Origin of the sequence: Steroidobacter agaridevorans (assembly GCF_009932555.1) — a bacterium.
GTDB classification, from domain to species: Bacteria; Pseudomonadota; Gammaproteobacteria; order Steroidobacterales; family Steroidobacteraceae; genus Steroidobacter; species Steroidobacter agaridevorans.
Window position 1 is genome coordinate 756,602 of the sequence record NZ_BLJO01000003.1, and the last position, 20,673, is coordinate 777,274.

General features: G+C 63.5%; 24 protein-coding genes. 18 read left to right on the top strand and 6 right to left on the bottom strand.

All coding sequences use genetic code 11. The features are described 5' to 3' along the window. Positions 1-160: 160 nt before the first annotated feature. The gene (locus GYH35_RS14130; RefSeq protein ID WP_161828786.1) at positions 161-442 is read right to left on the bottom strand and encodes a hypothetical protein; all 282 of its coding nucleotides are present in this window, start codon (positions 440-442) and stop codon (positions 161-163) included. A gap of 92 nt (positions 443-534) precedes the next feature. On the opposite strand from GYH35_RS14130, the gene GYH35_RS14135 reads away from it, so the two are divergent. The 3 genes from GYH35_RS14135 to GYH35_RS14145 are packed head-to-tail and all read left to right on the top strand — an operon-like array spanning position 535 to position 2,605. After that, entirely contained in the window at positions 535-1,092 is a 558-nt protein-coding gene (locus GYH35_RS14135; RefSeq protein WP_161828787.1) for a hypothetical protein, read from the top strand. Between the two features lie 24 nt (positions 1,093-1,116). Continuing rightward, positions 1,117-1,716 carry a fused MFS/spermidine synthase gene (locus GYH35_RS14140; RefSeq protein WP_161828788.1) on the top strand — a complete coding sequence of 200 codons (600 nt, stop codon included), beginning with the start codon at positions 1,117-1,119 and terminating at the stop codon, positions 1,714-1,716. After that, positions 1,706-2,605 carry a spermidine synthase gene (locus GYH35_RS14145; protein ID WP_161812406.1) on the top strand — a complete coding sequence of 300 codons (900 nt, stop codon included), beginning with the start codon at positions 1,706-1,708 and terminating at the stop codon, positions 2,603-2,605. The genes GYH35_RS14140 and GYH35_RS14145 overlap by 11 nt, the downstream gene beginning before the upstream one ends. Positions 2,606-2,630: 25 nt before the next feature. Here GYH35_RS14145 and GYH35_RS14150 read toward each other — a convergent pair whose 3' ends face one another. Beyond that, positions 2,631-2,888, bottom strand: coding sequence for a hypothetical protein (locus GYH35_RS14150; RefSeq protein ID WP_161812407.1), 258 nt, complete (start codon positions 2,886-2,888; stop codon positions 2,631-2,633). Positions 2,889-2,897: 9 nt separating this feature from the next. Next, a complete protein-coding gene (locus GYH35_RS14155) occupies positions 2,898-3,206 on the bottom strand; it encodes a DUF883 family protein (protein ID WP_161812408.1) in 309 nt (102 codons plus the stop codon). Positions 3,207-3,367: 161 nt separating this feature from the next. On the opposite strand from GYH35_RS14155, the gene GYH35_RS14160 reads away from it, so the two are divergent. Further along, positions 3,368-4,360 carry a ParB N-terminal domain-containing protein gene (locus tag GYH35_RS14160; protein WP_202624313.1) on the top strand — a complete coding sequence of 331 codons (993 nt, stop codon included), beginning with the start codon at positions 3,368-3,370 and terminating at the stop codon, positions 4,358-4,360. On the opposite strand, the gene GYH35_RS14165 is transcribed toward GYH35_RS14160, so the two are convergent. Further along, positions 4,357-5,166: a hypothetical protein gene (locus GYH35_RS14165; protein ID WP_161828789.1), complete on the bottom strand. Its 810-nt coding sequence runs from the start codon at positions 5,164-5,166 to the stop codon at positions 4,357-4,359. The genes GYH35_RS14160 and GYH35_RS14165 overlap by 4 nt on opposite strands. Positions 5,167-5,349: 183 nt before the next feature. Between GYH35_RS14165 and accA the strand changes: the two genes are divergently transcribed. The 9 genes from accA to truD all read left to right on the top strand — a co-directional run bounded on the left by accA (position 5,350) and on the right by truD (position 14,330). Further along, on the top strand, positions 5,350-6,312 hold the full coding sequence (gene accA / locus GYH35_RS14170; RefSeq protein WP_161812410.1) for an acetyl-CoA carboxylase carboxyl transferase subunit alpha: 963 nt from the start codon (positions 5,350-5,352) through the stop codon (positions 6,310-6,312). A gap of 14 nt (positions 6,313-6,326) precedes the next feature. Next, entirely contained in the window at positions 6,327-7,697 is a 1,371-nt protein-coding gene (tilS, locus tag GYH35_RS14175; protein WP_161828790.1) for a tRNA lysidine(34) synthetase TilS, read from the top strand. Between the two features lie 143 nt (positions 7,698-7,840). After that, the gene (locus tag GYH35_RS14180) at positions 7,841-9,502 is read left to right on the top strand and encodes a CTP synthase (protein WP_161812412.1); all 1,662 of its coding nucleotides are present in this window, start codon (positions 7,841-7,843) and stop codon (positions 9,500-9,502) included. Between the two features lie 18 nt (positions 9,503-9,520). Further along, positions 9,521-10,354 carry a 3-deoxy-8-phosphooctulonate synthase gene (gene kdsA / locus GYH35_RS14185; protein ID WP_161812413.1) on the top strand — a complete coding sequence of 278 codons (834 nt, stop codon included), beginning with the start codon at positions 9,521-9,523 and terminating at the stop codon, positions 10,352-10,354. Beyond that, positions 10,351-11,643, top strand: a complete 1,293-nt coding sequence (gene eno / locus GYH35_RS14190; RefSeq protein ID WP_161828791.1) for a phosphopyruvate hydratase — start codon at positions 10,351-10,353, stop codon at positions 11,641-11,643. Before kdsA ends, eno begins: the two co-directional genes overlap by 4 nt. 17 nt (positions 11,644-11,660) lie before the next feature. Then, positions 11,661-12,047 (top strand): cell division protein FtsB, encoded by a 387-nt coding sequence (ftsB, locus tag GYH35_RS14195; RefSeq protein ID WP_161812415.1) that lies wholly within the window; start codon positions 11,661-11,663, stop codon positions 12,045-12,047. A gap of 44 nt (positions 12,048-12,091) precedes the next feature. Further along, positions 12,092-12,793 carry a 2-C-methyl-D-erythritol 4-phosphate cytidylyltransferase gene (ispD, locus tag GYH35_RS14200; protein WP_161828792.1) on the top strand — a complete coding sequence of 234 codons (702 nt, stop codon included), beginning with the start codon at positions 12,092-12,094 and terminating at the stop codon, positions 12,791-12,793. Next, positions 12,790-13,281, top strand: a complete 492-nt coding sequence (gene ispF, locus GYH35_RS14205; protein WP_161812417.1) for a 2-C-methyl-D-erythritol 2,4-cyclodiphosphate synthase — start codon at positions 12,790-12,792, stop codon at positions 13,279-13,281. The genes ispD and ispF overlap by 4 nt, the downstream gene beginning before the upstream one ends. After that, on the top strand, positions 13,278-14,330 hold the full coding sequence (truD, locus tag GYH35_RS14210; protein WP_161812418.1) for a tRNA pseudouridine(13) synthase TruD: 1,053 nt from the start codon (positions 13,278-13,280) through the stop codon (positions 14,328-14,330). The genes ispF and truD overlap by 4 nt, the downstream gene beginning before the upstream one ends. A 4-nt stretch (positions 14,331-14,334) precedes the next feature. Here the strand turns inward: truD and GYH35_RS14215 are convergent, their stop codons facing one another. Beyond that, positions 14,335-14,871, bottom strand: a complete 537-nt coding sequence (locus GYH35_RS14215; RefSeq protein WP_202624314.1) for a Smr/MutS family protein — start codon at positions 14,869-14,871, stop codon at positions 14,335-14,337. Positions 14,872-14,948: 77 nt separating this feature from the next. On the opposite strand from GYH35_RS14215, the gene surE reads away from it, so the two are divergent. Genes surE through GYH35_RS14230 form a run of 3 tightly spaced genes read left to right on the top strand, consistent with a single transcriptional unit; the run spans position 14,949 to position 17,136 of the window. Further along, positions 14,949-15,716, top strand: a complete 768-nt coding sequence (gene surE, locus GYH35_RS14220; RefSeq protein WP_161812419.1) for a 5'/3'-nucleotidase SurE — start codon at positions 14,949-14,951, stop codon at positions 15,714-15,716. Next, complete coding sequence (locus tag GYH35_RS14225; protein WP_161812420.1) at positions 15,713-16,414, top strand: protein-L-isoaspartate(D-aspartate) O-methyltransferase; 702 nt, start codon at positions 15,713-15,715, stop codon at positions 16,412-16,414. The genes surE and GYH35_RS14225 overlap by 4 nt, the downstream gene beginning before the upstream one ends. Positions 16,415-16,446: 32 nt before the next feature. Next, entirely contained in the window at positions 16,447-17,136 is a 690-nt protein-coding gene (locus GYH35_RS14230; protein ID WP_202624315.1) for a peptidoglycan DD-metalloendopeptidase family protein, read from the top strand. 349 nt (positions 17,137-17,485) lie between these two features. Here GYH35_RS14230 and GYH35_RS14235 read toward each other — a convergent pair whose 3' ends face one another. Next, positions 17,486-17,863: an Mth938-like domain-containing protein gene (locus GYH35_RS14235; protein WP_161812422.1), complete on the bottom strand. Its 378-nt coding sequence runs from the start codon at positions 17,861-17,863 to the stop codon at positions 17,486-17,488. A gap of 34 nt (positions 17,864-17,897) precedes the next feature. Here GYH35_RS14235 and GYH35_RS14240 point away from each other — a divergent pair, with 34 nt between their 5' ends. Together GYH35_RS14240 and recJ are read left to right on the top strand one after the other, a co-directional pair. Beyond that, positions 17,898-18,893: a hypothetical protein gene (locus GYH35_RS14240; RefSeq protein WP_161812423.1), complete on the top strand. Its 996-nt coding sequence runs from the start codon at positions 17,898-17,900 to the stop codon at positions 18,891-18,893. Then, positions 18,887-20,626: a single-stranded-DNA-specific exonuclease RecJ gene (gene recJ, locus GYH35_RS14245; RefSeq protein ID WP_235936778.1), complete on the top strand. Its 1,740-nt coding sequence runs from the start codon at positions 18,887-18,889 to the stop codon at positions 20,624-20,626. The genes GYH35_RS14240 and recJ overlap by 7 nt, the downstream gene beginning before the upstream one ends. Positions 20,627-20,673 lie beyond the last annotated feature (47 nt).

A 20,673-nucleotide genomic window follows, 5' to 3' on the forward strand; every position in this document is an offset into this window, starting at 1 on the left:
CCCGCGGCGATGGTGAACGAAGCCGCTGGCAAAGAAAAGCACGCCCGGAAAAATGCAAACATAAAAGGAAGCGGTGGACAACCCAGGATTTCCCTGGATCGTCACACCGCTCCGAAATTCACGGCCTGCTAGGCCGACGGAGTCATACCCATCCGCCAGTCTAATGTGCGGGCCGTGAATTCCGAGACGAACCTTCTCTGCTGGTGCCTTCTCGCGTCGTTGCGTCGGAGTGGTTGGTCATCTCCGCCGGATCGTGATCCTTCGCGCGCTGCTTGGCTTGCTCCTCGGCGCGCCGGATGTCCTGCTCCTCGCTCGGCGATACATTGCCGGCGTTCTCGATTTCCTGCTGACCGCGCTCGGATTCGACGAACTCCTTGGTCGCCTTGCGATAGTTGCGATCGGCGGACTTGTTGCCTTCGCCTTCGTTTCGCGGTGATCCCATGAGTCGTCCTCCAGTGCGTCGGTGCGATCTAAAACGCCCGTCGGTCGACGAGGTTCCGGCACGAGGCGGGATGGACGAGGTATGCTGTCAGCGTGTACTGGATACTCGCTACAATTTTCATCGTGATCGCGCTGGCGGTACCGCGCTATCGCCCAGTCGGCATCGTCGGCTGCGTGCTGCTCGGTGCGATGCTGACATGGGCCGTGGTTCAACGCTTACGTGTGCCTGCGGATGACGATGGGCCCCAGGTTCAACAGCGCGGGCGGCCGACTTCGCCGGCGGCGGTATTGCAAATCATCATGCCGGACCAGGTGCGCGTGGATGACTTGACGATGTCGGGCGGCGGCGCGCCGTTCGAGCTGCGAGGCCGGATCGAGAACAAATCGGAGGCGCTGCTGAAGTCGATCACGCTGCTGGTGACGCGCCGGGATTGCTACGAGGGCGCGCTGGATCCGACCGGCTGCGCGGTGGTGTGGCAGGACAAACATTGGATCTCGATCGTCGTTCCTCCGGGAGAATCGCGCGACTTCTCCAGCCAGGTGTGGATGCGAGGCGCGGCGCCGAGGGTCCGGGGCACGCTCAAGGATTCCTTCGAAATCGTCGCCGCATCGGGTGAAATTCCGCCGCCCGCCACCAAAGCGGATCAGTGATTTTTTCGCAAAAAGACCGCGGGTATGCAGCTGATACTGAGCTACTTGATCGCAGGCTGGTCCGGATTCTTTGTCATGGCGGTGGAGTTGCTCGGCGGGCGCTTGCTCGCGCCGACCTTCGGCAGCAGCATCTACGTGTGGGGCGCCATCATCACGGTGTTCATGCTGGCGTTGTCCATCGGCTATCTGGCCGGCGGCCGGCTGTCGATGAATGCGCCGTCGGTGCGCAAGCTCGGGCTCATTCTGATCGTCGCCGCACTCACGGTGCTGCCGCTGCTGCTGTTCGCCGTGCCGCTGCTCGACGCGGTGGCCAACGCGATTCCCGATCCGCGCTTCGGCTCCTTGGTGGGCGCGACGGTGCTGTTCTTCATTCCGACGGTGTTCTCGGGAATGATTTCGCCGTACGCAGTGCGCTTGATCGTGCCGGACCGCTCCAGCTCGGGCCGCCACGCCGGCCAGCTGTATTTCGTGTCGACTTTTGGCAGTGCTGCCGGCACGCTGCTGACTTCCTTCTATCTGGTGCTGCTCATGGAAGTGAACCACATCCTGCTCGCGCTGATGGCGATTTCCGGGGTCATCGGCGCGGCCGCCTGCCTGGTACGCGGAGAAGCGAATGCGCAGTAGCTGGCAAGCGTTGTTATTGTTGGTCGCTGGCTTGCTCGCGGCCCAGGGGGCGAGCGCCGACAATATGAAGTTATTGCACTCCGAGCGTTCGCTGTATCGTGAAGTGCTCGTCTACGAGACGGGCGACGTGCGCTGTATCTGCTTCACGCGCTTTTGCCGCATCGGGCGGCAGACCTGTCAGGACGTGAAGCATCCGGACCGCATCGTCATGAACTATCCGCAGATGATGCTGAGCTCGCTATTCGTGAAGCCCGAGCCGAAGTCGGTGCTCATCATCGGCCTCGGTGGCGGCACGATTCCCCGCGCGCTGCACGAGTTGGCGCCCGAGGCGCGCATCGATGTGGTCGAGATCGATCCGGCGGTCGTCAAGGTTGCGCGGCGCTATTTCGACCTGGGGGACAACAGCGCACTGAATGTGATCGAAGCGGACGGCCGCGTGCAGGTGAAGCGGGCGCTGCGCGAGCAGCGGAGCTATGACCTCATCATGCTCGACGCCTTCGACCATGAATACATTCCCGAGCACCTGCTGACGCAGGAGTTCTTGCAGGAAGTGAAGGCGCTGCTGGCGCCGGGCGGCGTGCTCGCCGCCAACACGTTCTCCTCGAGCCGGCTCTACGATCACGAGTCGACCACGTACGCGTCGGTGTTTCCGGAGTTCTTCAATCTGAAAAAAGAGAACCGCGTGATCATCGCGGCCAACGGGCCGTTGCCGAATGCGGATCAGCTGCGTGCCAACAGCCAACGCTTCGAGAAAGCCTTCAATTCGTTTGGCATCAGCGCGAACAAGTTGTTGCCTTTGTTCTCGCGCAAGCAGGACTGGGAGCGCGGCGCGCGCATCCTCACCGATCAGTATTCACCGGCAAACCTGCTCAATCTCGGTAAGAACTGAGCAGGCTCCGCAAGCTGGCCGCGGCTCAGTTGATCGAGCCGCGGGTCCGCTCCAATTCCTGGATCGCGAGCATCACGTCCTGCAGCTGCGGGCGCTCGCCGCCAGCCATGTTCTCATCCTGAGCGACCGACAACAGCTCGGCATCCTTTTTCCAGGATTCGAGGATGCGCAGCTTTTCGTCGTGATCGAGCTGGTCGTCTTTGACCACGTCGATGGGCTTGCGATATTCGCGCGTCGGATCGCTGATGGCGTCGCGCACCTTGCTATCGTGCGTCTGGGTCATGGCAGGTCCTCACTCGCGACGGGCGAGCAGACCGACGACCAGCGCAACGCCGGCGACCGCACCGATGATGGCCCACGAGTGATCGCGCACATAGGCATCCGTGTAGCGGGCGTATTTGCGAACGCGGCGCTGCATCCGACGGTCGTACAGATTATCGAACGCTCGCTGCACGGTTTTCTGGGTGCGGTAGCGCGCTTCTTGAACGCGTTCGTTGGTAACATCGGCAGTGGCGCGCAGCAGTTCTTCGGCGTCACGGGCTACGCACTGCAGATCCTTGCGCAGATGCCGGATAGGGGAATCAAAAGCGCCGTTTCGCATTGGGGGACCTCCTCGGAACTCGTCAGGTACGGGGTGACTTCAGGCAAGACGTCCGCCCGGTTCGAAAAAACAACGCCATGAATTGCTGGCGGGTTCCGCGTAGGATTTATGTGCAGCAATTGCGTATGCCGATCCGTATGCATCCTTTGCAGGGAGTAGTCGTGGCGACCAAAAGCAAAACAACGGCGAAACGTAAGCGAGCGCCCGCGAAGCGTAAGACACCGAAAAAAGCTGCGCCGCGCACACGTGGCGTATTGCCCGCCGAATGTCGACTGGAGAATTTGCCGGCCGATGCCGCCGCCGTCGCCGAGCGTATCGAGGGCGAGGGTGGCTACGTCATCGGAAGCTACTGCGAGCCGCTCGGCCGCAATCCGCTGCTGCTGGCGGCGCTACCCATCGATCAGGTCGAGCCCACGCCATTTCAGCGCGACCTGTCCGATGCGCATTACAAGAAACTCTCCGGCGTCATCGACCGCACCGGTTTGTTTCTGGATCCGGTGATTGCCATCACTGCGCCGAAACAAGGCTTCTGGACGCCGAATGGCCGGCACCGGCTCGAAGCCATGCGCCGGCTCGGCGCCAAGTCGATCATTGCGCTGGTCGTGCCGAAGCGCGAGATCGCATGGCAGATCCTGGCGCTCAACACCGAGAAGGCGCACAACTTGCGCGAGCGGGCGCTCGAGGTGATCCGGATCTACAAAGGCTTGATCGACGAGGACCCGCGCCGGCCCGAAAACGATTTCGCGTTCTATCTGGAAGAGGCCGCGCTGGTGACACTGGGCCTGTGCTACGAGCGCAAAGGCAACTTCGCAGGCGGCGCCTACCATCCCATCCTGCGGCGGCTCGAGGAGTTCTCCTCGGAGACGTTGCAGGCGTCGCTGAAGGTTCATCAGAAGTACGCCGACCAGCTGTTCGAGCTGGATGAGAAAGTGATGAGCGTCATCGAGAAGTTGAAAGAGCGCGGCCTGGTGAGCCCGTACCTGCGCGCGTTCGTCGTCGCTCGTATCAATCCGCTGCGCTGGATCAAGGACGAGCCGCCGCCGTTGCCGGAAGTGCTCAAGACCATGAAAGAGCGCCTCGCGAAATTCAACGTCGACAAGGTGAATCAGCAGGATCTGGCCAAGGTGGGCGGCGCGCCGGATACAGAGGCTTAGCGCGCCGGATCGGGAGTAAACATTCCGTCCGGAAACGGATTGGGATCGTCGCGATCGGCGTAGCGGCGTGAGTCCGGAATCACGCCTCGCGCGACCAGGTTCTTGTGCGAGTCGTAGTAGATGACGATGGTCTCGATCGGCACGTGCGAGCCGCGCTGAAAGTCGACGTACTCCGCCGGCGATGTTTCGCGGTGACCATGGCCGGTGCCCAATTTCTCCTGCGGACGGCGAGCGAGAGATTCGTCCGCGGCGGCCGGTGCTTCGGCGCGCTCCGGCGCGGGCGCGCTTTGTGAGCTCACGCCGTCGCGGTCCTGATACGGATAGGGGTGGCAGCAGGGACGACGCTCTCGAAACACCGCCACTCCAATGACTCCCACATTGTCCGGCCGGCCGGTCCGGGCCGCGTACGAATCCTTCAGCCGTGTGAAGTAGAAGGTCGCGACTTCGTCCAGGCTCTTGCGCCAGCCTTCGATGTCCACGCCATCCCAGGGATCGAGCACATAGCCGGACTGCCGTTCATCGGCGGTCTTGCCCGTGATGACATTCACGCCATCGACGCTGGTGACCGCAAGCAACCGCTCGCTGGTTCGGTTATCGAGCCGCACTTCATACTGATGTCCCGGCTCTCCGACCACGTACAGGCGGTTCTCGTGAACGTGTACGGGCAGGGTGTAGCCGGCGGTCCGATCGAAGATCTCGACGCGGGCCAGGCGGTGGATGGTCGAGAGCGCCGGGTCCCGCCCGGCAAGCGCCTGGACCGGCATCGACAGGGCGACGATCATCAGGAGGGGCACGAACCGGCGCATATCAGCTCCGCTGTGGGTGGCTGATGGGTGTAAACGGCACGGATACGGCAACGGGGTCAACGGGGCGGGGCCGGCGGGCGCCCGTTCAGGCGGTGGGCCGCCTACGTGGAGCGGGCTTCAAGCTTGCCCTTCGCGCTGGCCCCCGCTATGTTCGCGCCTCCAAAGGATGAGGCAACTGTTTGCATGGCAATGAATTTCCTGGACTTCGAGCAGCCGATCGCCGAACTGGAGGCGAAGATCGACGAGCTCAAGTTCGTCTCCAGCGACGCCGAGGTGAATATCGGCGAGGAGATCGCCCGTCTGCGCGCCAAGAGCCGTGCGCTGACCACCAGCATCTTCTCCAACCTCAGCCAATGGCAGATCGCGCAGCTGGCCCGTCATCCGCAGCGCCCGTACACGCTGGATTACATCAGCACGATCTTCACGGATTTCCAGGAACTGCACGGCGACCGCATGTATGCCGACGACCACGCCATCGTAGGCGGCGTGGCGCGCCTGGACGGCCGGCCGGTGATGATCATCGGGCAGCAAAAGGGCCGCGACACCAAGGAGCGCGTGCGTCGTAATTACGGCATGCCCAAGCCCGAAGGCTATCGCAAGGCGCTGCGCCTGATGCACATGGCCGAACGTTTCCAGGTGCCGTTGATCACCTTCATCGACACCTCGGGCGCCTATCCGGGCGTCGGCGCCGAAGAGCGCGGCCAGAGCGAGGCAATCGCGCGCAACCTGTTCGAGATGGCGACCCTGCAAACCCCCATCATCAGCGTCGTGATCGGCGAGGGTGGCTCGGGCGGCGCGCTCGCCATCGGCGTCGGCGATCGCCTGCTGATGCTCCAATACAGCATTTACTCGGTGATCTCACCCGAAGGCTGCGCCGGCATTCTGTGGCGTAGCGGCGATAAGAAGGATCTCGCGGCCGAGGCCATGGGCGTGAGCGCCGAGCGCATCGCCAAGCTGGGCGGCATCGTGGATGAAGTGTTGAAGGAACCTCTGGGCGGCGCGCATCGCGATCCGCAAGTCATGGCCGATACGTTGAAGGACGCACTGCTGCGTCATCTCAACGATCTGCAGGCCAAGCCGCTGGAGCAGTTGATGAAGGCGCGCGAACAGCGCCTGCGCGGCTACGGAGTTTACAGCGTCGGCTGACGGTATCGTGGCTCATGTTCACTCCACGTGAGCTGCAAGATCGAGTGCAAGGTAGAGCTGGGGGCAGGGCATGGCTGCCACCCGATGCTGCCGTTTGTGTCGCTTTCAGCGGCGGGCTCGATTCCACGGTGTTGTTGCATTCGTTCGCTCGGCTCGCAGCCGAGCCGAACAGCTATCGGGTGCGCGCCGTGCACATCGATCATGGATTGCATGCGGACTCGGCGCTGTGGCGGGACCACTGCGCACGTCAGGCGCAAGCGTTGCAGGTTGAATTCACCTCCATGCGTGTCGCTGTCACGGGCATCGATGAAGTCGGTCTCGAGGCCGCTGCGCGTGACGCTCGCTACGCTGCTTTCGCCAGGGAGCTGCGTCCTGGCGAATATCTTCTAGTCGGTCATCACGCCGACGATCAGTTGGAAACCATGCTGCTCGCGTTGATGCGAGGCGCCGGCGTGCTGGGCCTGGGCGCGATGCAAGTGTTCGAGCCTTTCGCTCGCGGCGCCTTGCTCCGGCCGCTCTGGGATTTCACGCGCGCCGAGTTGGAGATGTGGGCGAGGGCAGAAGGATTGCACTGGCTCACGGATCCCTCCAACACGAATCTGGCGCTCGATCGCAACTTCGTGCGTCATCGCATCGTGTCGGCGCTTCGCGAGCGCTGGCCGGCCGCCGCGCAAACGGCGCTTCGTTCCTCGCAGCACTTGCAAGAAGCCTGGCGGGCGCTGGAGCAACTAGCGGCCATCGACGCCGAGCGCGCCATCGATGGCGAGTGTCTGAGTGTCGAGGCGTTGAGGGCGCTCAATCCGGAGCGTCGCCGGAACCTGTTGCGCTATTGGATCCGCCGCCGTGGCGCGCGTGCTCCTTCGACGCGCAAGCTGGCAGGCATCGAGCACGACATGTTGGCTGCGAGCATGGATCGCGTGCCTTGCGTCGGCTGGGACGGTTGGGAGATGCGCCGCCATCGGGGCTGGCTCTATTGCGAGCAAAAGTTGCCGGCGCTCGATACCGGGCAGGCGATTGCCTGGCCTGCCCATGCGCCCCTGCAATTGCCGGCGGGCCTCGGCTCGTTACGTATCTCTCCTGGAGAGCCTGGGCGGCTCAGCGCTGCTAAGCTGCCCGCAACGTTGACTGTGCGCTTTCGCGAGGGCGGCGAGACGATTCAGCCCGTCGGTCACGCGATTCACCACAAGCTCAAGAAGCTGCTGCAAGCGTCGGCGGTCCTGCCGTGGTGGCGCGAGCGCCTGCCGCTGGTCTACGCGGGCAAGCAACTCGTCGCTGTCGGCGATTTGTGGATTGCCGACGAGTTCGCCGCGACGGACGGCGAGCCCGCCGTGTCGATCGTGTGGGAGCACCGACCCGCCATAGTCGGGCGCTACCCCAACGTATAGAGGATTTCTATCCGTTCTCGTCTATCCGTACGCAACGTATTGAGATACACTGCGCTCCCGTCGTGATTCATTGATGCGCCCACCTCGATCTGGCGCGTCACGATTCCAGATCCCACCCTTCTTGTTTGCGACGGTGCTTTACGATGACGCGTTTTATCTGTGTAACCGGCGGTGTTGTTTCCTCGCTGGGCAAAGGCATTGCCGCGGCTTCCCTGGGCGCCATCCTGGAATCGCGCGGCCTCAAGGTCAGCATGGTGAAGCTGGATCCGTACATCAACGTCGATCCAGGCACCATGAGCCCGTTCCAGCACGGCGAAGTGTTCGTGACCACCGACGGCTACGAGAGCGATCTCGACCTCGGTCACTACGAGCGCTTCGTGCGCACCACGACTTCACGTAATTCGAACTTCACGACCGGGCGCATCTACGAGCGCGTGATCGCGAAGGAGCGTCGCGGCGATTACCTGGGCGCGACCGTGCAGGTCATTCCGCACATCACCGACGAAATCAAGCATTGCATCCGCATGGGCGCCGGCGATGCCGACATCTGCATGGTGGAGATCGGCGGCACGGTCGGCGACATCGAGTCGCTGCCGTTCCTCGAGGCGATCCGTCAATTGGGCGTCGAGCTCGGCCGCAACAACGTGCTCTACATGCACCTGACCCTGATCCCGTACATCCCGAGCTCGGGCGAGATCAAGACCAAGCCGACCCAGCACTCGGTGAAGGAGCTGCGCTCCATCGGTATCCAGCCGGACATCCTGGTGTGCCGTTCGCAGAACGCCGTGCCGGCCGAGCATCGTCGTAAGATCGCGCTGTTCACGAACGTGGAAGAGCGCGCCGTGATCACGGCGGTGGACGCCGACGATCTCTACAAGATTCCGCAGTTGCTGCACGAAGAAGGCCTGGACGACATCGTGGTCGACAAGCTGCGCCTCGACGTGCCGCCGGCCGATCTGAGCGAGTGGAAGCAGGTCGTGAACGCCAAGGCGAATCCGGAGGCGAAGGTCACGATCGCGATGGTCGGCAAATACGTCAACCTGCGCGACTCTTACATCTCGTTGACGGAAGCGCTGACTCACGCGGGCGTGCGCACTCGTACCCGCGTCAACATCCAGTTCGTCGAAGCGACGGACGTGGAGAAGCATGGCACCGCTTGTCTCGAAGGCGTCGACGCCATCCTGGTGCCCGGCGGCTTCGGCGAGCGCGGCGTCGAAGGCAAGATCGCGGCGATCAAGTTCGCCCGCGAGCGCCAGATTCCGTACCTCGGCATCTGCCTGGGCATGCAGCTGGCGATCATCGAATTCGCGCGCAACATCGCCGGCCTGCAGGGCGCGCATTCAACAGAATTCAACCGCGGTGCTCCGCATCCGGTCGTCGCACTCATCACCGAGTGGCAGGACGAGAAGGGCGTGGTCGAGCAGCGCACCGAGAAGTCGGACATGGGCGGCACCATGCGCCTGGGCGCGCAGGAAGCGCGTCTGTCGCACGGCTCGAAGGCGCATCAGATCTACGGCTCGGACACGGTGATGGAACGTCATCGCCATCGTTACGAGTTCAACAACCGTTACCTGCAGAAGCTGATGAACGCGGGCCTGCGCTTCTCCGGCTTCTCGCGCGACGGGCTGGTGGAAATGATCGAGCTGCCGTCGCATCCGTTCTTCGTGGCGAGCCAGTTCCATCCGGAATTCCGCTCCACGCCGCGTGACGGTCATCCGCTGTTCTCCGGCTTCGTGAAGGCTGCGCGCGCGTATCACCAGAGCCAGCAACCGGAAGAAAAGCGCGTCGCCGTCGGCGGCGCCTGATAGAGAGATTTGAAGACGATGCGACTGCTGAACTTCGACGTTGGGCCGGACAAACCGTTTTTTCTGATCGCCGGCCCCTGCGTCATCGAGAGCGAAGGCTTGAACATCGACGTCGCCGGCAAGCTCAAGGAGCTGACGACGCGCTTGAACGTGCCGTTCATCTTCAAGTCGTCTTTCGACAAGGCGAACCGTTCGTCCGTGAAGAGCTTCCGCGGCCCGGGCATGGAAGAAGGCTTGCGCATCCTCTCGGAAGTGAAGAAACAGCTCGGCGTGCCGGTGCTCACCGACGTTCACGAGGACACGCCGTTCGGTGAGGTCGCCTCGGTCGTCGACGTGATGCAGACGCCGGCGTTCCTGGCCCGCCAGACCAATTTCATCGTGAATGTCTGCTCGCACAATCGACCCGTGAACATCAAGAAGGGCCAGTTCCTGTCGCCCTGGGAAATGGGCAACGTGGTCGAGAAAGCGCGCTCCACCGGCAATCAGCAGATCATGGTGTGCGAGCGCGGCTTCACGTTCGGTTACAACAATCTGGTCTCCGACATGCGCTCGCTGTCGGTGATGCGTGAGACCGGCGCGCCGGTCGTATTCGATGCGACTCACTCGGTGCAATTGCCCGGCGGCAAGGGCACGTCGTCCGGCGGTCAGCGCGAGTTCGTGCCGGTGCTGGCGCGCGCGGCTGTAGCAGCTGGCGTCTCTGGATTGTTCATGGAAACGCATCCCGATCCCGCCAAAGCTTTGTCCGACGGCCCGAATGCCTGGCCGCTGGCGCGCATGGAAGCGTTGCTGACAACACTTAAAGAACTGGACCAAGCCGTGAAGTCACGGCCATACGAGGAAAGTTTGTTATGAGCAAGATCGTCGACATCCGCGGCCGCGAGATCATCGATTCGCGCGGCAATCCGACCGTGGAGGCCGATGTGTATCTGGATTCCGGCGCCGTAGGTCGCGCCGCAGTCCCGTCCGGTGCTTCGACCGGTGCGCGTGAAGCCATCGAACTGCGCGATGGCGATAAATCGCGTTACCTCGGCAAGGGCGTGCTCAAGGCCGTCGCCAATGTGAATGGCGAGATCAGGAAGCTGCTGGTGGGCCGCGATGCCGGCGACCAGGCGGCGATCGACCAGGCCATGATTCAGCTCGACGGCACCGAGACCAAGTCGCGCCTCGGCGCGAATGCGCTGCTCGCCGTTTCGATGGCCAACGCGCATGCGATGGCGAAGGAAACCAAACAATCGTTGTTCCGTCGCCTGGGCACGTCGAAGACGCTGCCGGTGCCGATGATGAACATCATCAACGGCGGCGCGCACGCCGATAACAGCGTCGACATCCAGGAGTTCATGATTCTCCCGGTCGGCGCACCGTCGTTGTCCGAGGCGCTGCGCTATGGCGCGGAAATCTTCCACACGCTGAAGAAGGTCCTGCACGAGCGCAAGCTCGCGACCTCGGTGGGCGATGAAGGCGGCTTCGCGCCGGACCTGCCGTCGAACGAAGCGGCGCTGGAAACCATTCTGGAAGCCATCGACCGCGCCGGCTACAAGGCCGGCAAGCAGATCTTCCTCGGCCTCGACGTGGCCAGCACCGAGTTCTTCAAGGACGGCATCTATCATCTCGAGTCGGAGAACCGTAAGTTCAACTCGAAGCAGTTCGCCGACTATCTCGAGGGCCTGGTGGGCCGCTATCCCATCGTCACCATCGAAGATGGCATGAGCGAGGACGATTGGGACGGCTGGGCGCATCTGACGGAGCGGCTCGGCAAGAAGGTGCAGCTGGTCGGCGACGACCTGTTCGTCACCAACACCAAGTTCCTGAAGCAGGGCATCGAGAAGCACATCGCCAACGCCATCCTGATCAAGGTGAATCAGATCGGCACGCTGACCGAGACCATCGCTGCCATCGACATGGCGGTGGATGCGGGTTACGCGGCGGTGGTGTCGCATCGCTCGGGCGAGACCGAGGACGCGACGATCGCCGATATCGCCGTCGCGACGCGCGCCACGCAGATCAAGACGGGCTCGATGTCACGTTCGGATCGCATTGCCAAGTACAACCAGCTGCTGCGTATCGAGCAGGAGCTGGGCAGCGAAGCGAAGTACGCCGGCATCGAAGCGCTGCCGGTGCCGCTGCCTGGCATGTCCTGCTGAGCTGATCGACACCACGCATGAAGGTTCTCGCCGCCGCTCTGGTCATCGTCCTGGTGCTCTTGCAGTACCGGCTGTGGCTGGGCGACGGCGGGATGCGTGAGGTCCATCAGTTGCGCGCTCAGATCGAGCAGCAGCGCGAGCAGAATCGCGAGCTCAAGGAGCGCAATCGCACGCTGGCGGCGGAAGTGCAGGACCTGAAGAAGGGCACAGTCGCCATCGAGGAGCGGGCGCGCACCGATCTCGGCATGGTCGGTCGCGGTGAGACCTTCTACCAGGTGGTCGAGCCCAAGCCGACCGCTCAGCCCGCGACGCCGGCGCCGCCCAGCGAACCGGAAGAGAGCGGCGGTGGCAGCTCGCGCGGCAACAGCCCCGCCAGCGTCATTCAGGCTCGCTCGCCGAGATAAAGACTAGCGCCCGATCCTTAGTCGGACGTTTGAGGTTCCTTTTAGTGGATAAGAGGTTCTGGGTCGTCGTGCCCGCGGCCGGCAGTGCCCGCCGTATGGGCGCCGCTGTGCCCAAGCAATACCTGCCGCTCGCCGGCCGCACTGTGATCGAGTGGTCGCTCGCGCCGTTCCTGGCGCATGCGCGCACCGTTGCGATCGTGGTCGTGCTTGCCGAACAGGATCAGCGCTGGCCGCAGATCGCCATCGCAGGCGATGCCAAGATCGCTACGGCAATCGGCGGCGCGGAGCGCATGGACTCGGTGCTCGCGGGCTTGCGAGCGTTGCAGGATCGCGCAGCGCCCGACGATTGGGTGCTCGTGCACGATGCAGCGAGGCCGTGCTTGTCTGCCGGCGATCTCGATCGCTTGCTGAACGAGTTGAGCAATGACGACGTGGGCGGACTGCTCGCCGCGCCGGTCGTGGATACGTTGAAACGCGCCGACGACGGCGGGCGCGTCTTGCAAACCGTGCCCAGAGAGAAACTGTGGCGTGCACTCACGCCGCAGATGTTTCGTCGCGATCTCTTGCAGAGAGCACTGCAGAGCGCCCAGGCGAAAGGCCTGGCTGTTACCGACGAGGCCCAGGCGATCGAGGCACTCGGATTGCAACCCAAGCTGGTTGCGGGCGACGCGGACAACGTCAAGATCACGTTGCCCGAAGACCTGCCGCGGGCCGAGCGCATTTTGAAATCACGGAGCGCCACATGACTTCCCAACTTCGTATCGGGCAGGGGTACGACGTTCATGCATTCACCGCGGGCGATCACGTGACGCTCGGCGGTGAAAAGATTCCACACTCCCATGGCATCCTCGCGCATTCGGACGGCGACGTGCTGCTGCACGCGATCTGCGATGCGTTGCTCGGCGCGGCCGGGCTCGGCGATATCGGCATGCACTTTCCAGACACCGATCCGCGCTGGAAAGGCGCCGACAGCCGCGCGTTCGTTCGTCACGTCCGCGACCTGCTCAAGGTGAGCGACTACGTGGTCGTGAACGTCGATACGACCGTCATTTGCGAAGCGCCGCGTCTCGGCAAGTATCGAGAGGCGATGCGCTCCAACATTGCAGCCGATCTCGGCATCAACATCACTCGCGTGAACATCAAGGCCACGACCAGCGAAAAGATGGGCTTCATCGGCCGCGCCGAAGGGCTCGCGTGTCAGGCCATCGCACTGATCGAGCATATCTCCGGATGAATTTCGTCGACCTCATGAATCTGCCGTGCGCCCACGGCGGACCGGCTGGCAGTGCGCGCTTGCGTGTCGCGCCGGAAGATTTCGTCGTGCGCGAATGGCTCGGTTTCGACGCGGACGGCGAGGGCGATCATCTGCTGTTGAAGGTCCGCAAGCGCGGCGCGAACACGATGTGGGTCGCAAAGCAGTTGGCGCGAATCGGCAAGATCCATCCGCGCGATGTCGGCTTTGCGGGCTTGAAAGATCGCGATGCGGTCGCCGAGCAGGCGTTCACCGTGCCGGGCCGTTCTGCCGTTCCCAATTGGCTCGGTGTCACAGGCGATGGCTTCGAAGTCATCGGCGCCGAACGCACGCGACGCAAACTGAAGCGGGGCGCGCTGAAGGGCAACGATTTCGAGATCGTGCTGCGCGAGTTCTCCGGCGATGCGGCGCTGCTCGAGCAGCGGCTGCAAACGCTGGCAACCGCGGGGGCGCCCAATTATTTCGGGCCGCAGCGCTTCGGTCACAATGGCTCCAATATCGCCACGGCGGTCGCCTGGTTCGAGGGCGGTCCGGCGCCGGAGCGAGCAGAGCGCGGCTTCGCGTTATCAGCGGCGCGTTCCGTCATTTTCAACGCGGTGCTGGCCGAGCGACTCAACGCGGGCACCTGGAATCGGCTGCTCGATGGCGAGGTGGTGAATCTCAACGGCAGCGGCAGTTTCTTCCTTGCCGAGACCATCGACGACACACTGCGCGATCGTTGCCAGCAACTCGATGTGCATCCCACCGGGCCGATGTGGCACGGCGATTCGTTGCTATCGAAGGGCGCAGTCGCGACTCTTGAAACGCAGACAGCGCGGCGATTCGCGGTGCTCGCCGCAGGTTTGGCGAAGGCGAGAATGGAGCCTGAGCGCCGGCCGCTGCGCGTGCCGGTGCGAGAGCTGAAGTGGCGCATCGACGGCGCCGACGTGCATCTGCAATTTCGTTTGCAGCGAGGCTCGTTCGCGACGGCCGTGCTTCATGAGTTGATCGGCAACGCGTTCCAGGCTGAGACACCCGAAGCCGATGTTTGATACGTCACTTCACTCGCAGCAGCACGTAGACGGCGCCACTGCCGCCGTCCACCTGTCGCGCCGAGCCGAAGGCCTGGATGTTGTCGATCCTTTGCAGCCATTGGTTCACGACGTTCTTCAGCACCGGGCCGCGCGGTCCGGAGCCACGGCCCTTGCCGTGAATGATGCGAACGCAGCTCAGTCGCCGGAATACGGCCTGGGTGAGGAAGTCGCGCATGGCGGCTTTGGCTTCGGCGCCGGTCATGCCATGCAGGTCGAGCTCGGCGTCGACGGTGTAGTGACCCCGGCGCAGCTTGACCAGGACCGATTCGGGAATGTGCGGCCGGCGGAAGCTGAGCTCGTCGCCGGTCGCGAGCATGGCCTCATCGCTCGGCGGCAGCAGGCTTTCCCTCAGGACCTCTTGCTGATCTGCCCGGGTAAAGCGCGCTCGCGGCGGCGGTTTGGGCGCCGTCGGGGCGCGCTTGCTGGTGTCACGCAAACGGCGTACGTCGCGCATCGCCTCCCGGAAGGCCTGGCTGTCATGATCCGGATCGTCGTTCACCCGTTACTCCAGCGCCGGCTCATGAAGTCGACGCGACATTTCCAGTATAGTTCCGCGCCGCCAGCTTTCATGAATGCATGAAGATTCTTCTCAGCAACGACGACGGTTACCGCGCCGAGGGCCTGCGTGCCCTCGACGAAGCGCTCACGCCGCTTGCCGACATTACCGTGGTCGCGCCCGACCGCAACCGCAGCGGTGCCAGTAACTCACTGACGCTGGACGTGCCCTTGCGCGTGATGCCGTTCGGCGAGCGCCGCTTCCTGGTGGTCAACGGCACGCCGACGGATTGCGTGCACCTGGCGGTCTCCGGACTGTTCGAAGGCGAGGACGACCACGACATGGTGGTCTCCGGCATCAACGACGGTCCCAACCTGGGCGATGACGTGATCTACTCCGGCACGGTCGCCGCCGCCGTCGAGGGACGCTTTCTGGGCCTGCCTGCCATGGCCGTGTCGCTGGTCATTCAGCCAGACTCGGGCGTGCACTACGAGACGGCCGCACGCGTCGCTGCCGAGTTGGTGATGCGCATTCAGCGCTCGCCGTTGCATCAGGCGACCATTCTCAACGTGAACGTCCCCGATGTTCCCTACGATCAGTTGCGCGGCTATCAGGCGACGCGCCTGGGTTTCCGCCATCGCTCCGATCCCATCGTGAAGATGGCCGATCCGCGCGGGCGTCCCGTGTATTGGGTCGGTCCTGCCGGCGGCAGTCAGGATGCCGGTCCGGGCACCGACTTCCATGCGGTCGCGAACAATTATGTTTCGGTGACGCCGCTGCAGATCGATCTGACGCGCCATTCGATGCTCGACGACATGCGCAACTGGCTGCAGGGACGGCCTGAATGAAGCCGCCCGCGCCGCCGAGAAACAACAGCGGAAACCGTGCCGGCATCGGCATGACATCGGCACGCACGCGCGAACGTTTGGTTCAGCGCCTGCGCGATCAGGGCATCGTCAATCCAGCGGTGCTCGATCAGATCCGCAACGTGCCGCGCCACTTGTTTGTCGATGAAGCGCTCGCGACGCGTGCATACGAAGATACAGCGCTGCCTATCGGGCACGGCCAGACCATCTCACAACCGTTCGTCGTCGCTCGCATGACGGAAGCGCTGATCGAAGCGGGCACGCCGGGCAAGGTGCTGGAGATCGGCACCGGCTGCGGTTATCAAACAGCGGTGATGTCGCCGCTGGTGCGGTTCATCTACAGCATCGAGCGCATCGGCGCCCTGCAGGAGCGCGCGCGGCAGCGTTTGCGGGAACTGAATATCTCCAATGTCCATTTACGTCACGGCGACGGCTTTCAGGGCTGGAGCGGGCACGCGCCTTACGACGCCATTCTGATGGCGGCCGCGCCGCTCGCGATTCCGGACGTATTGTTTCAGCAGCTGGCGCCGGGTGGCCGCTTGATCGCGCCGGTCGGGCCCGAAGGCCGGCAACAGTTGGTGCGCATCACACGCCGTGTCGATGAACGCCGCGGCGACGAATTTCACAAGGAGACACTGGGGTTGGTCAGTTTCGTGCCGCTGCTCAAGGGACTCAACTGATTTCTGTGTCGCGCCGGTGGCTCGCGCCCTGCTTGATCGCGCTGGCCCTGCTGGCCGGCTGCGCGTCGAATCCGGAGCGCGCGGGCACCTATATCGTAAAGCGCGGCGACACCCTTTACTCCATCGCGTTTCGTCACAAGCTCGATTACAAAGACCTGGCGCGATGGAATCGCATCGGCCGGGATTATGTGATTTATCCTGGCCAGACGCTGCGGCTCTCCGCTCCTGGCGGCAGCGCACGCACTGCTTCATCTGCTCCAAAAGCAGGGGCCTCCGCTTCGCGTAGAGCGACTCCACCGAAGGCACGACCCACACCGACGGCGCCCCGCCGGCCCGCAATTCCCTCCGGGCCGCCGGTGAAGTGGCAATGGCCAGTGAGCAACGGGACTGCGACGCTCACATCGCGTCCTAACGGCGGCAATGGGCTGATGATCGTGGGGCAGCTCGGTCAGGACGTGCGCGCGGCTGGGCCCGGCCGCGTCGTTTATACGGGCTCCGGGCTGCTGGGTTATGGCCAGCTGATCATCGTTAAGCACAACGAAACGTATTTGAGCGCCTACGGACATCTGCAGTCGGTGCTGACCGCGGAAGGCGATGCAGTCACCGCGGGTCAGCGCATCGCGACCATGGGCAACGGGCCGCAGGGCTCGCCGCAGCTGTATTTCGAGATCCGGATCAATGGCACGCCGGGCAATCCGCTGACATTGCTGCCGCAACGGTGAGTGAGCAACGCGTCGAAGCGACTGGCCCGATCATTGCAGTCGAGATGACGCGTCGGCCCCCGGGGATTTCGCGAAGCGAACAAGGGTTGCGCATTGCGCGATCGTGTGTCTAAATCCGCCCCCATCGTGTCGTCGGTAATACCACCGAAGCCGGGTGACGGGGAGAAGACGCGGGGGCGGAGGGGGATTCGAGGAAACAGCGCGAAGAAGAACAAAAGCAAAAGAAAAAGAATATTCCGTCAGGCGACGACTCCAGTGGAGCGGCCAGGCGAGTTGGGTCGAACGATCTTCAGTCCCTCGCGTCTTCTCCCGGTCATCCTGGCCAACAGGGTGACCGGGAGAATGTTCTTCAACTGTTCTTGAGCAGCAGCGCCGCGACGACGGTGCGTCCCTCGCTCGCGAGAATGTTATAGGTGCGGCACGCCGCGCCTGTATCCATCACTTCACAACCGATGCCGCGCGACATCACTGCGCCCAGCACCTCGGGCGCGGGGAATTCCTGCTTCGGGCCCGAACCGATCACGATCAATTCGGGCTGCATCGCCAGCGCCGGCTGCAGATCGTCGAGCGTCAACTCGGCGACGCTCTGCGGCCGCCAGTCGCTGACGATCCGATCCGCTTTCACCAGGCAGCTGCCGTGAATCACGGTCTCGCCGATGCGCACCTCGCTGTCCCCGTAGGAGCGGATCAGGTTGATGCCTGCAATTTTCTCGTCGGTGAGTTTCATTGGGCTACCATAGCGCAGGTCGCAAGCCGCTGCGTTGAAGATGTTGAAGACGCTGACTTTGATCGTTTCGGGCCTGAATCCCTTGCGCGCCGGGGATGAGGCCGGCCCCGCTCGATGGCCGCAACTCGCGCGTCTCGCCGGCCGCGGCTCCGTGGGCAAGCGACCGATCGAAGCCCGCCAGGATGCCTTGCATGCGGCCATCCTCGACGCACTTCAACTCCACGATGTTGCCGATAAGTATCCCAGTGCCGCGGTCATTCGTACTGGCCTTACTGGTGAGCGCGCCGGCGGTTTCTGGCTGCGCGCGCAGCCTATACACTTCGCCGCGGGTTTGGATCGGTTGACGACGGTGCCTCTGCACGGCCAAGCGCGCATGAGCATTGCTGAACGCAACTCGTTGGCGCCGAGGTTCGCCGATCATCTACAGTCCACGGGCTTCGAGCTGCACGACGGCGCTGATGGCGAATGGCTACTGCGCAGCGAAGCGCCGCTGCAAGTGCAGACCGTCACTCCCGAGTTTGCTGCTGCAAATCCGGCGGAACACATTCTGCCGAGCGGGCGCGATGCGGCCGGGCTGCGGCGGTTGATGACCGAGCTGCAAATGTTGTTACACGAGCATCCGGTCAACACACAGCGTCAGCTGCGAGGCTTGCCGGCGCTGAATGCGATCTGGTTGCATGGGGAAGGAATGTTGAGTGACGTGAGTGCACAGGCACTGCCCGCCGCCTGCGGCGATGATGTTTATTTGCGTGGCGTCTTTCGCCTGCATGAGCGGCCGATGCAGTCGCAGCCGGCGGATGCTGCTTCGCTGCTGTCTCGAATCAGCGGACCGACGGTGGCTTTCATCGATGCGGCCGATGTCGAGGCGCTCGAGACAAAGTGGCTGGCGCCGGCGAGTCGCGCCTTGATGAGCGGCGCGATCGCCCGGCTCACCGTGATGTTCGATGGGTGGCAGGTCGTCGCCGACCGCGCCGCCATGTTCAAGCTGTGGCGTCGTGATTTGCAGCCGGCGAACTGGGCTGCATGTTGAATCGCACTATTCGTCGCCGCGAGGCGGGTGGGGCGATGGCGCTGCCCGGCGATCTGCACCCATTGCTGAAACGCTTGTACGCCAATCGAGGCGTGAACGCCGCTGACGATCTCGATCTGGGCCTGGCGCGATTGATCCCGGTCACTCGCCTCGGTGGCATCGATGCCGCGGTCGATTTGCTCTGCGATCATTTTGGTCGCGGCAGTCGCATCGTGATCGTCGGTGATTTCGATGCCGACGGCGCGACCAGCACCGCGCTGGTGGTGCGTCAGATGCGCGGGCTCGGCTTCAAACAAGTCGACTTCCTGGTGCCCAATCGATTTCAGTACGGCTACGGCCTGACGCCGGAGATCGTGCAGCTCGCCGCGGAAATGAAACCCGGGCTGATCGTCACCGTCGATAACGGCATCTCCAGTCATGCCGGTGTGGCAATGGCCGCCTCGCTCGGGATCCAGACATTGATTACGGATCATCACTTGTCGCCCGCGACCGTGCCGGCCGCGAACGCCATCGTGAATCCCAACGCGCCAGGCGATCTGTTTCCCAGCAAGGCGCTGGCCGGCGTCGGCGTGGCGTTTTATTTGATGGCCGCACTCACGAGAGCCATGCAGGAACGCGGCTTATGCGCGAAGCCGCCGGCGGTCACAGAGTTGCTCGATCTCGTCGCCCTCGGCACGGTGGCGGATCTCGTGCCGCTGGATAGAAACAATCGTGTGCTGGTCCATCAGGGTCTGCGCCGCATCCGAGCGGGTCGATGTGTCGCGGGTATTCATGCGCTGGTCGAGGCGGCGGGTTGCATTCCATCGCAAGTGGTCGCAGCTCATCTGGGATTCCAGATCGGCCCGCGCTTGAACGCGGCCGGCCGGCTCGATGACATGTCGATCGGCATTCAATGTTTGCTGACCGACGATCCCAACATGGCCCGCATGCTCGCGGCGCGGCTGACGCAGTTGAACAGCGATCGCAAGGAGCTCGAGCTCCAGATGCAGCAGGAAGCGCTGATGGCGATCGCTGATATGCGCGCCGAAGATCCGCAGCTGCCGCTCGGGCTTTGTTTGTTCGATGAGTCGTGGCACCAGGGTGTGGTCGGACTGGTCGCTTCGCGCGTCAAGGAGCGGGTGAATCGTCCGGTCATCGCGCTGGCTCGCGCAGATGCGAATACGTTGAAGGGATCTGCGCGCTCGATCTCGGGCGTGCACATTCGTGATGTGCTCGACGCGGTCGCGACTCGCCATCCGGGACTGATCGAAAAGTTCGGCGGCCACGCGATGGCGGCGGGGCTGACCTTGCCGGCCGCGACGCTCGATATGTTCCGCGCCGAGTTCGACGCCGAAGTGCGCCGCTGGATGAGCATCGACGACACCATCGGCATCGTGCATTCCGACGGCAGCCTGCAGCACGACGAGTTGACGCTCGACGTCGCGCGGCTGCTGCAGCAGGCGGGGCCGTGGGGCCAGAACTTTCCCGAGCCGATGTTCGATGGCTGCTTCGAGGTGCGCAACGTGCGCATTCTGGGCGAACGCCACTTGAAGCTGGAGGTGCGCAGTGTGTCGAGCGATGGGCCGCTGGGCGGCTCCAGCTGCGAGGCCATCGCGTTCCGCCACTTCGATCACGACGATGCGCCGCACGTCGAACCGGATTCCCGGGTGGAGCTGGCCTACCGGCTGGACGTGAACCGGTACAACGGCTCGGAGCGCCTGCAGCTGGTCGTGGAGTATTTGCGGGTCCTTTAAGCGTCGGTTTTTGCTAGGATCCGCCTTCTCAATTTCCCGCGATCGAC

Excerpts from the sequence above, each read along its gene's own strand:
- GYH35_RS14145 (WP_161812406.1), top strand. The coding sequence starts at position 1,706 with ATGCGCAGTAGCTGGCAAGCGTTGTTATTGTTGGTCGCTGGCTTGCTC.
- eno (WP_161828791.1), top strand. The coding sequence starts at position 10,351 with ATGAGCAAGATCGTCGACATCCGCGGCCGCGAGATCATCGATTCGCGC.
- kdsA (WP_161812413.1), top strand. The coding sequence starts at position 9,521 with ATGCGACTGCTGAACTTCGACGTTGGGCCGGACAAACCGTTTTTTCTG.
- accA (WP_161812410.1), top strand. The coding sequence starts at position 5,350 with ATGGCAATGAATTTCCTGGACTTCGAGCAGCCGATCGCCGAACTGGAG.
- GYH35_RS14165 (WP_161828789.1), bottom strand. The coding sequence starts at position 5,166 with ATGCGCCGGTTCGTGCCCCTCCTGATGATCGTCGCCCTGTCGATGCCG.
- GYH35_RS14130 (WP_161828786.1), bottom strand. The coding sequence starts at position 442 with ATGGGATCACCGCGAAACGAAGGCGAAGGCAACAAGTCCGCCGATCGC.
- GYH35_RS14180 (WP_161812412.1), top strand. The coding sequence starts at position 7,841 with ATGACGCGTTTTATCTGTGTAACCGGCGGTGTTGTTTCCTCGCTGGGC.
- ftsB (WP_161812415.1), top strand. The coding sequence starts at position 11,661 with ATGAAGGTTCTCGCCGCCGCTCTGGTCATCGTCCTGGTGCTCTTGCAG.
- tilS (WP_161828790.1), top strand. The coding sequence starts at position 6,327 with ATGTTCACTCCACGTGAGCTGCAAGATCGAGTGCAAGGTAGAGCTGGG.
- truD (WP_161812418.1), top strand. The coding sequence starts at position 13,278 with ATGAATTTCGTCGACCTCATGAATCTGCCGTGCGCCCACGGCGGACCG.
- GYH35_RS14235 (WP_161812422.1), bottom strand. The coding sequence starts at position 17,863 with ATGAAACTCACCGACGAGAAAATTGCAGGCATCAACCTGATCCGCTCC.
- GYH35_RS14140 (WP_161828788.1), top strand. The coding sequence starts at position 1,117 with ATGCAGCTGATACTGAGCTACTTGATCGCAGGCTGGTCCGGATTCTTT.
- GYH35_RS14155 (WP_161812408.1), bottom strand. The coding sequence starts at position 3,206 with ATGCGAAACGGCGCTTTTGATTCCCCTATCCGGCATCTGCGCAAGGAT.
- recJ (WP_235936778.1), top strand. The coding sequence starts at position 18,887 with ATGTTGAATCGCACTATTCGTCGCCGCGAGGCGGGTGGGGCGATGGCG.
- ispF (WP_161812417.1), top strand. The coding sequence starts at position 12,790 with ATGACTTCCCAACTTCGTATCGGGCAGGGGTACGACGTTCATGCATTC.
- GYH35_RS14225 (WP_161812420.1), top strand. The coding sequence starts at position 15,713 with ATGAAGCCGCCCGCGCCGCCGAGAAACAACAGCGGAAACCGTGCCGGC.
- GYH35_RS14150 (WP_161812407.1), bottom strand. The coding sequence starts at position 2,888 with ATGACCCAGACGCACGATAGCAAGGTGCGCGACGCCATCAGCGATCCG.
- surE (WP_161812419.1), top strand. The coding sequence starts at position 14,949 with ATGAAGATTCTTCTCAGCAACGACGACGGTTACCGCGCCGAGGGCCTG.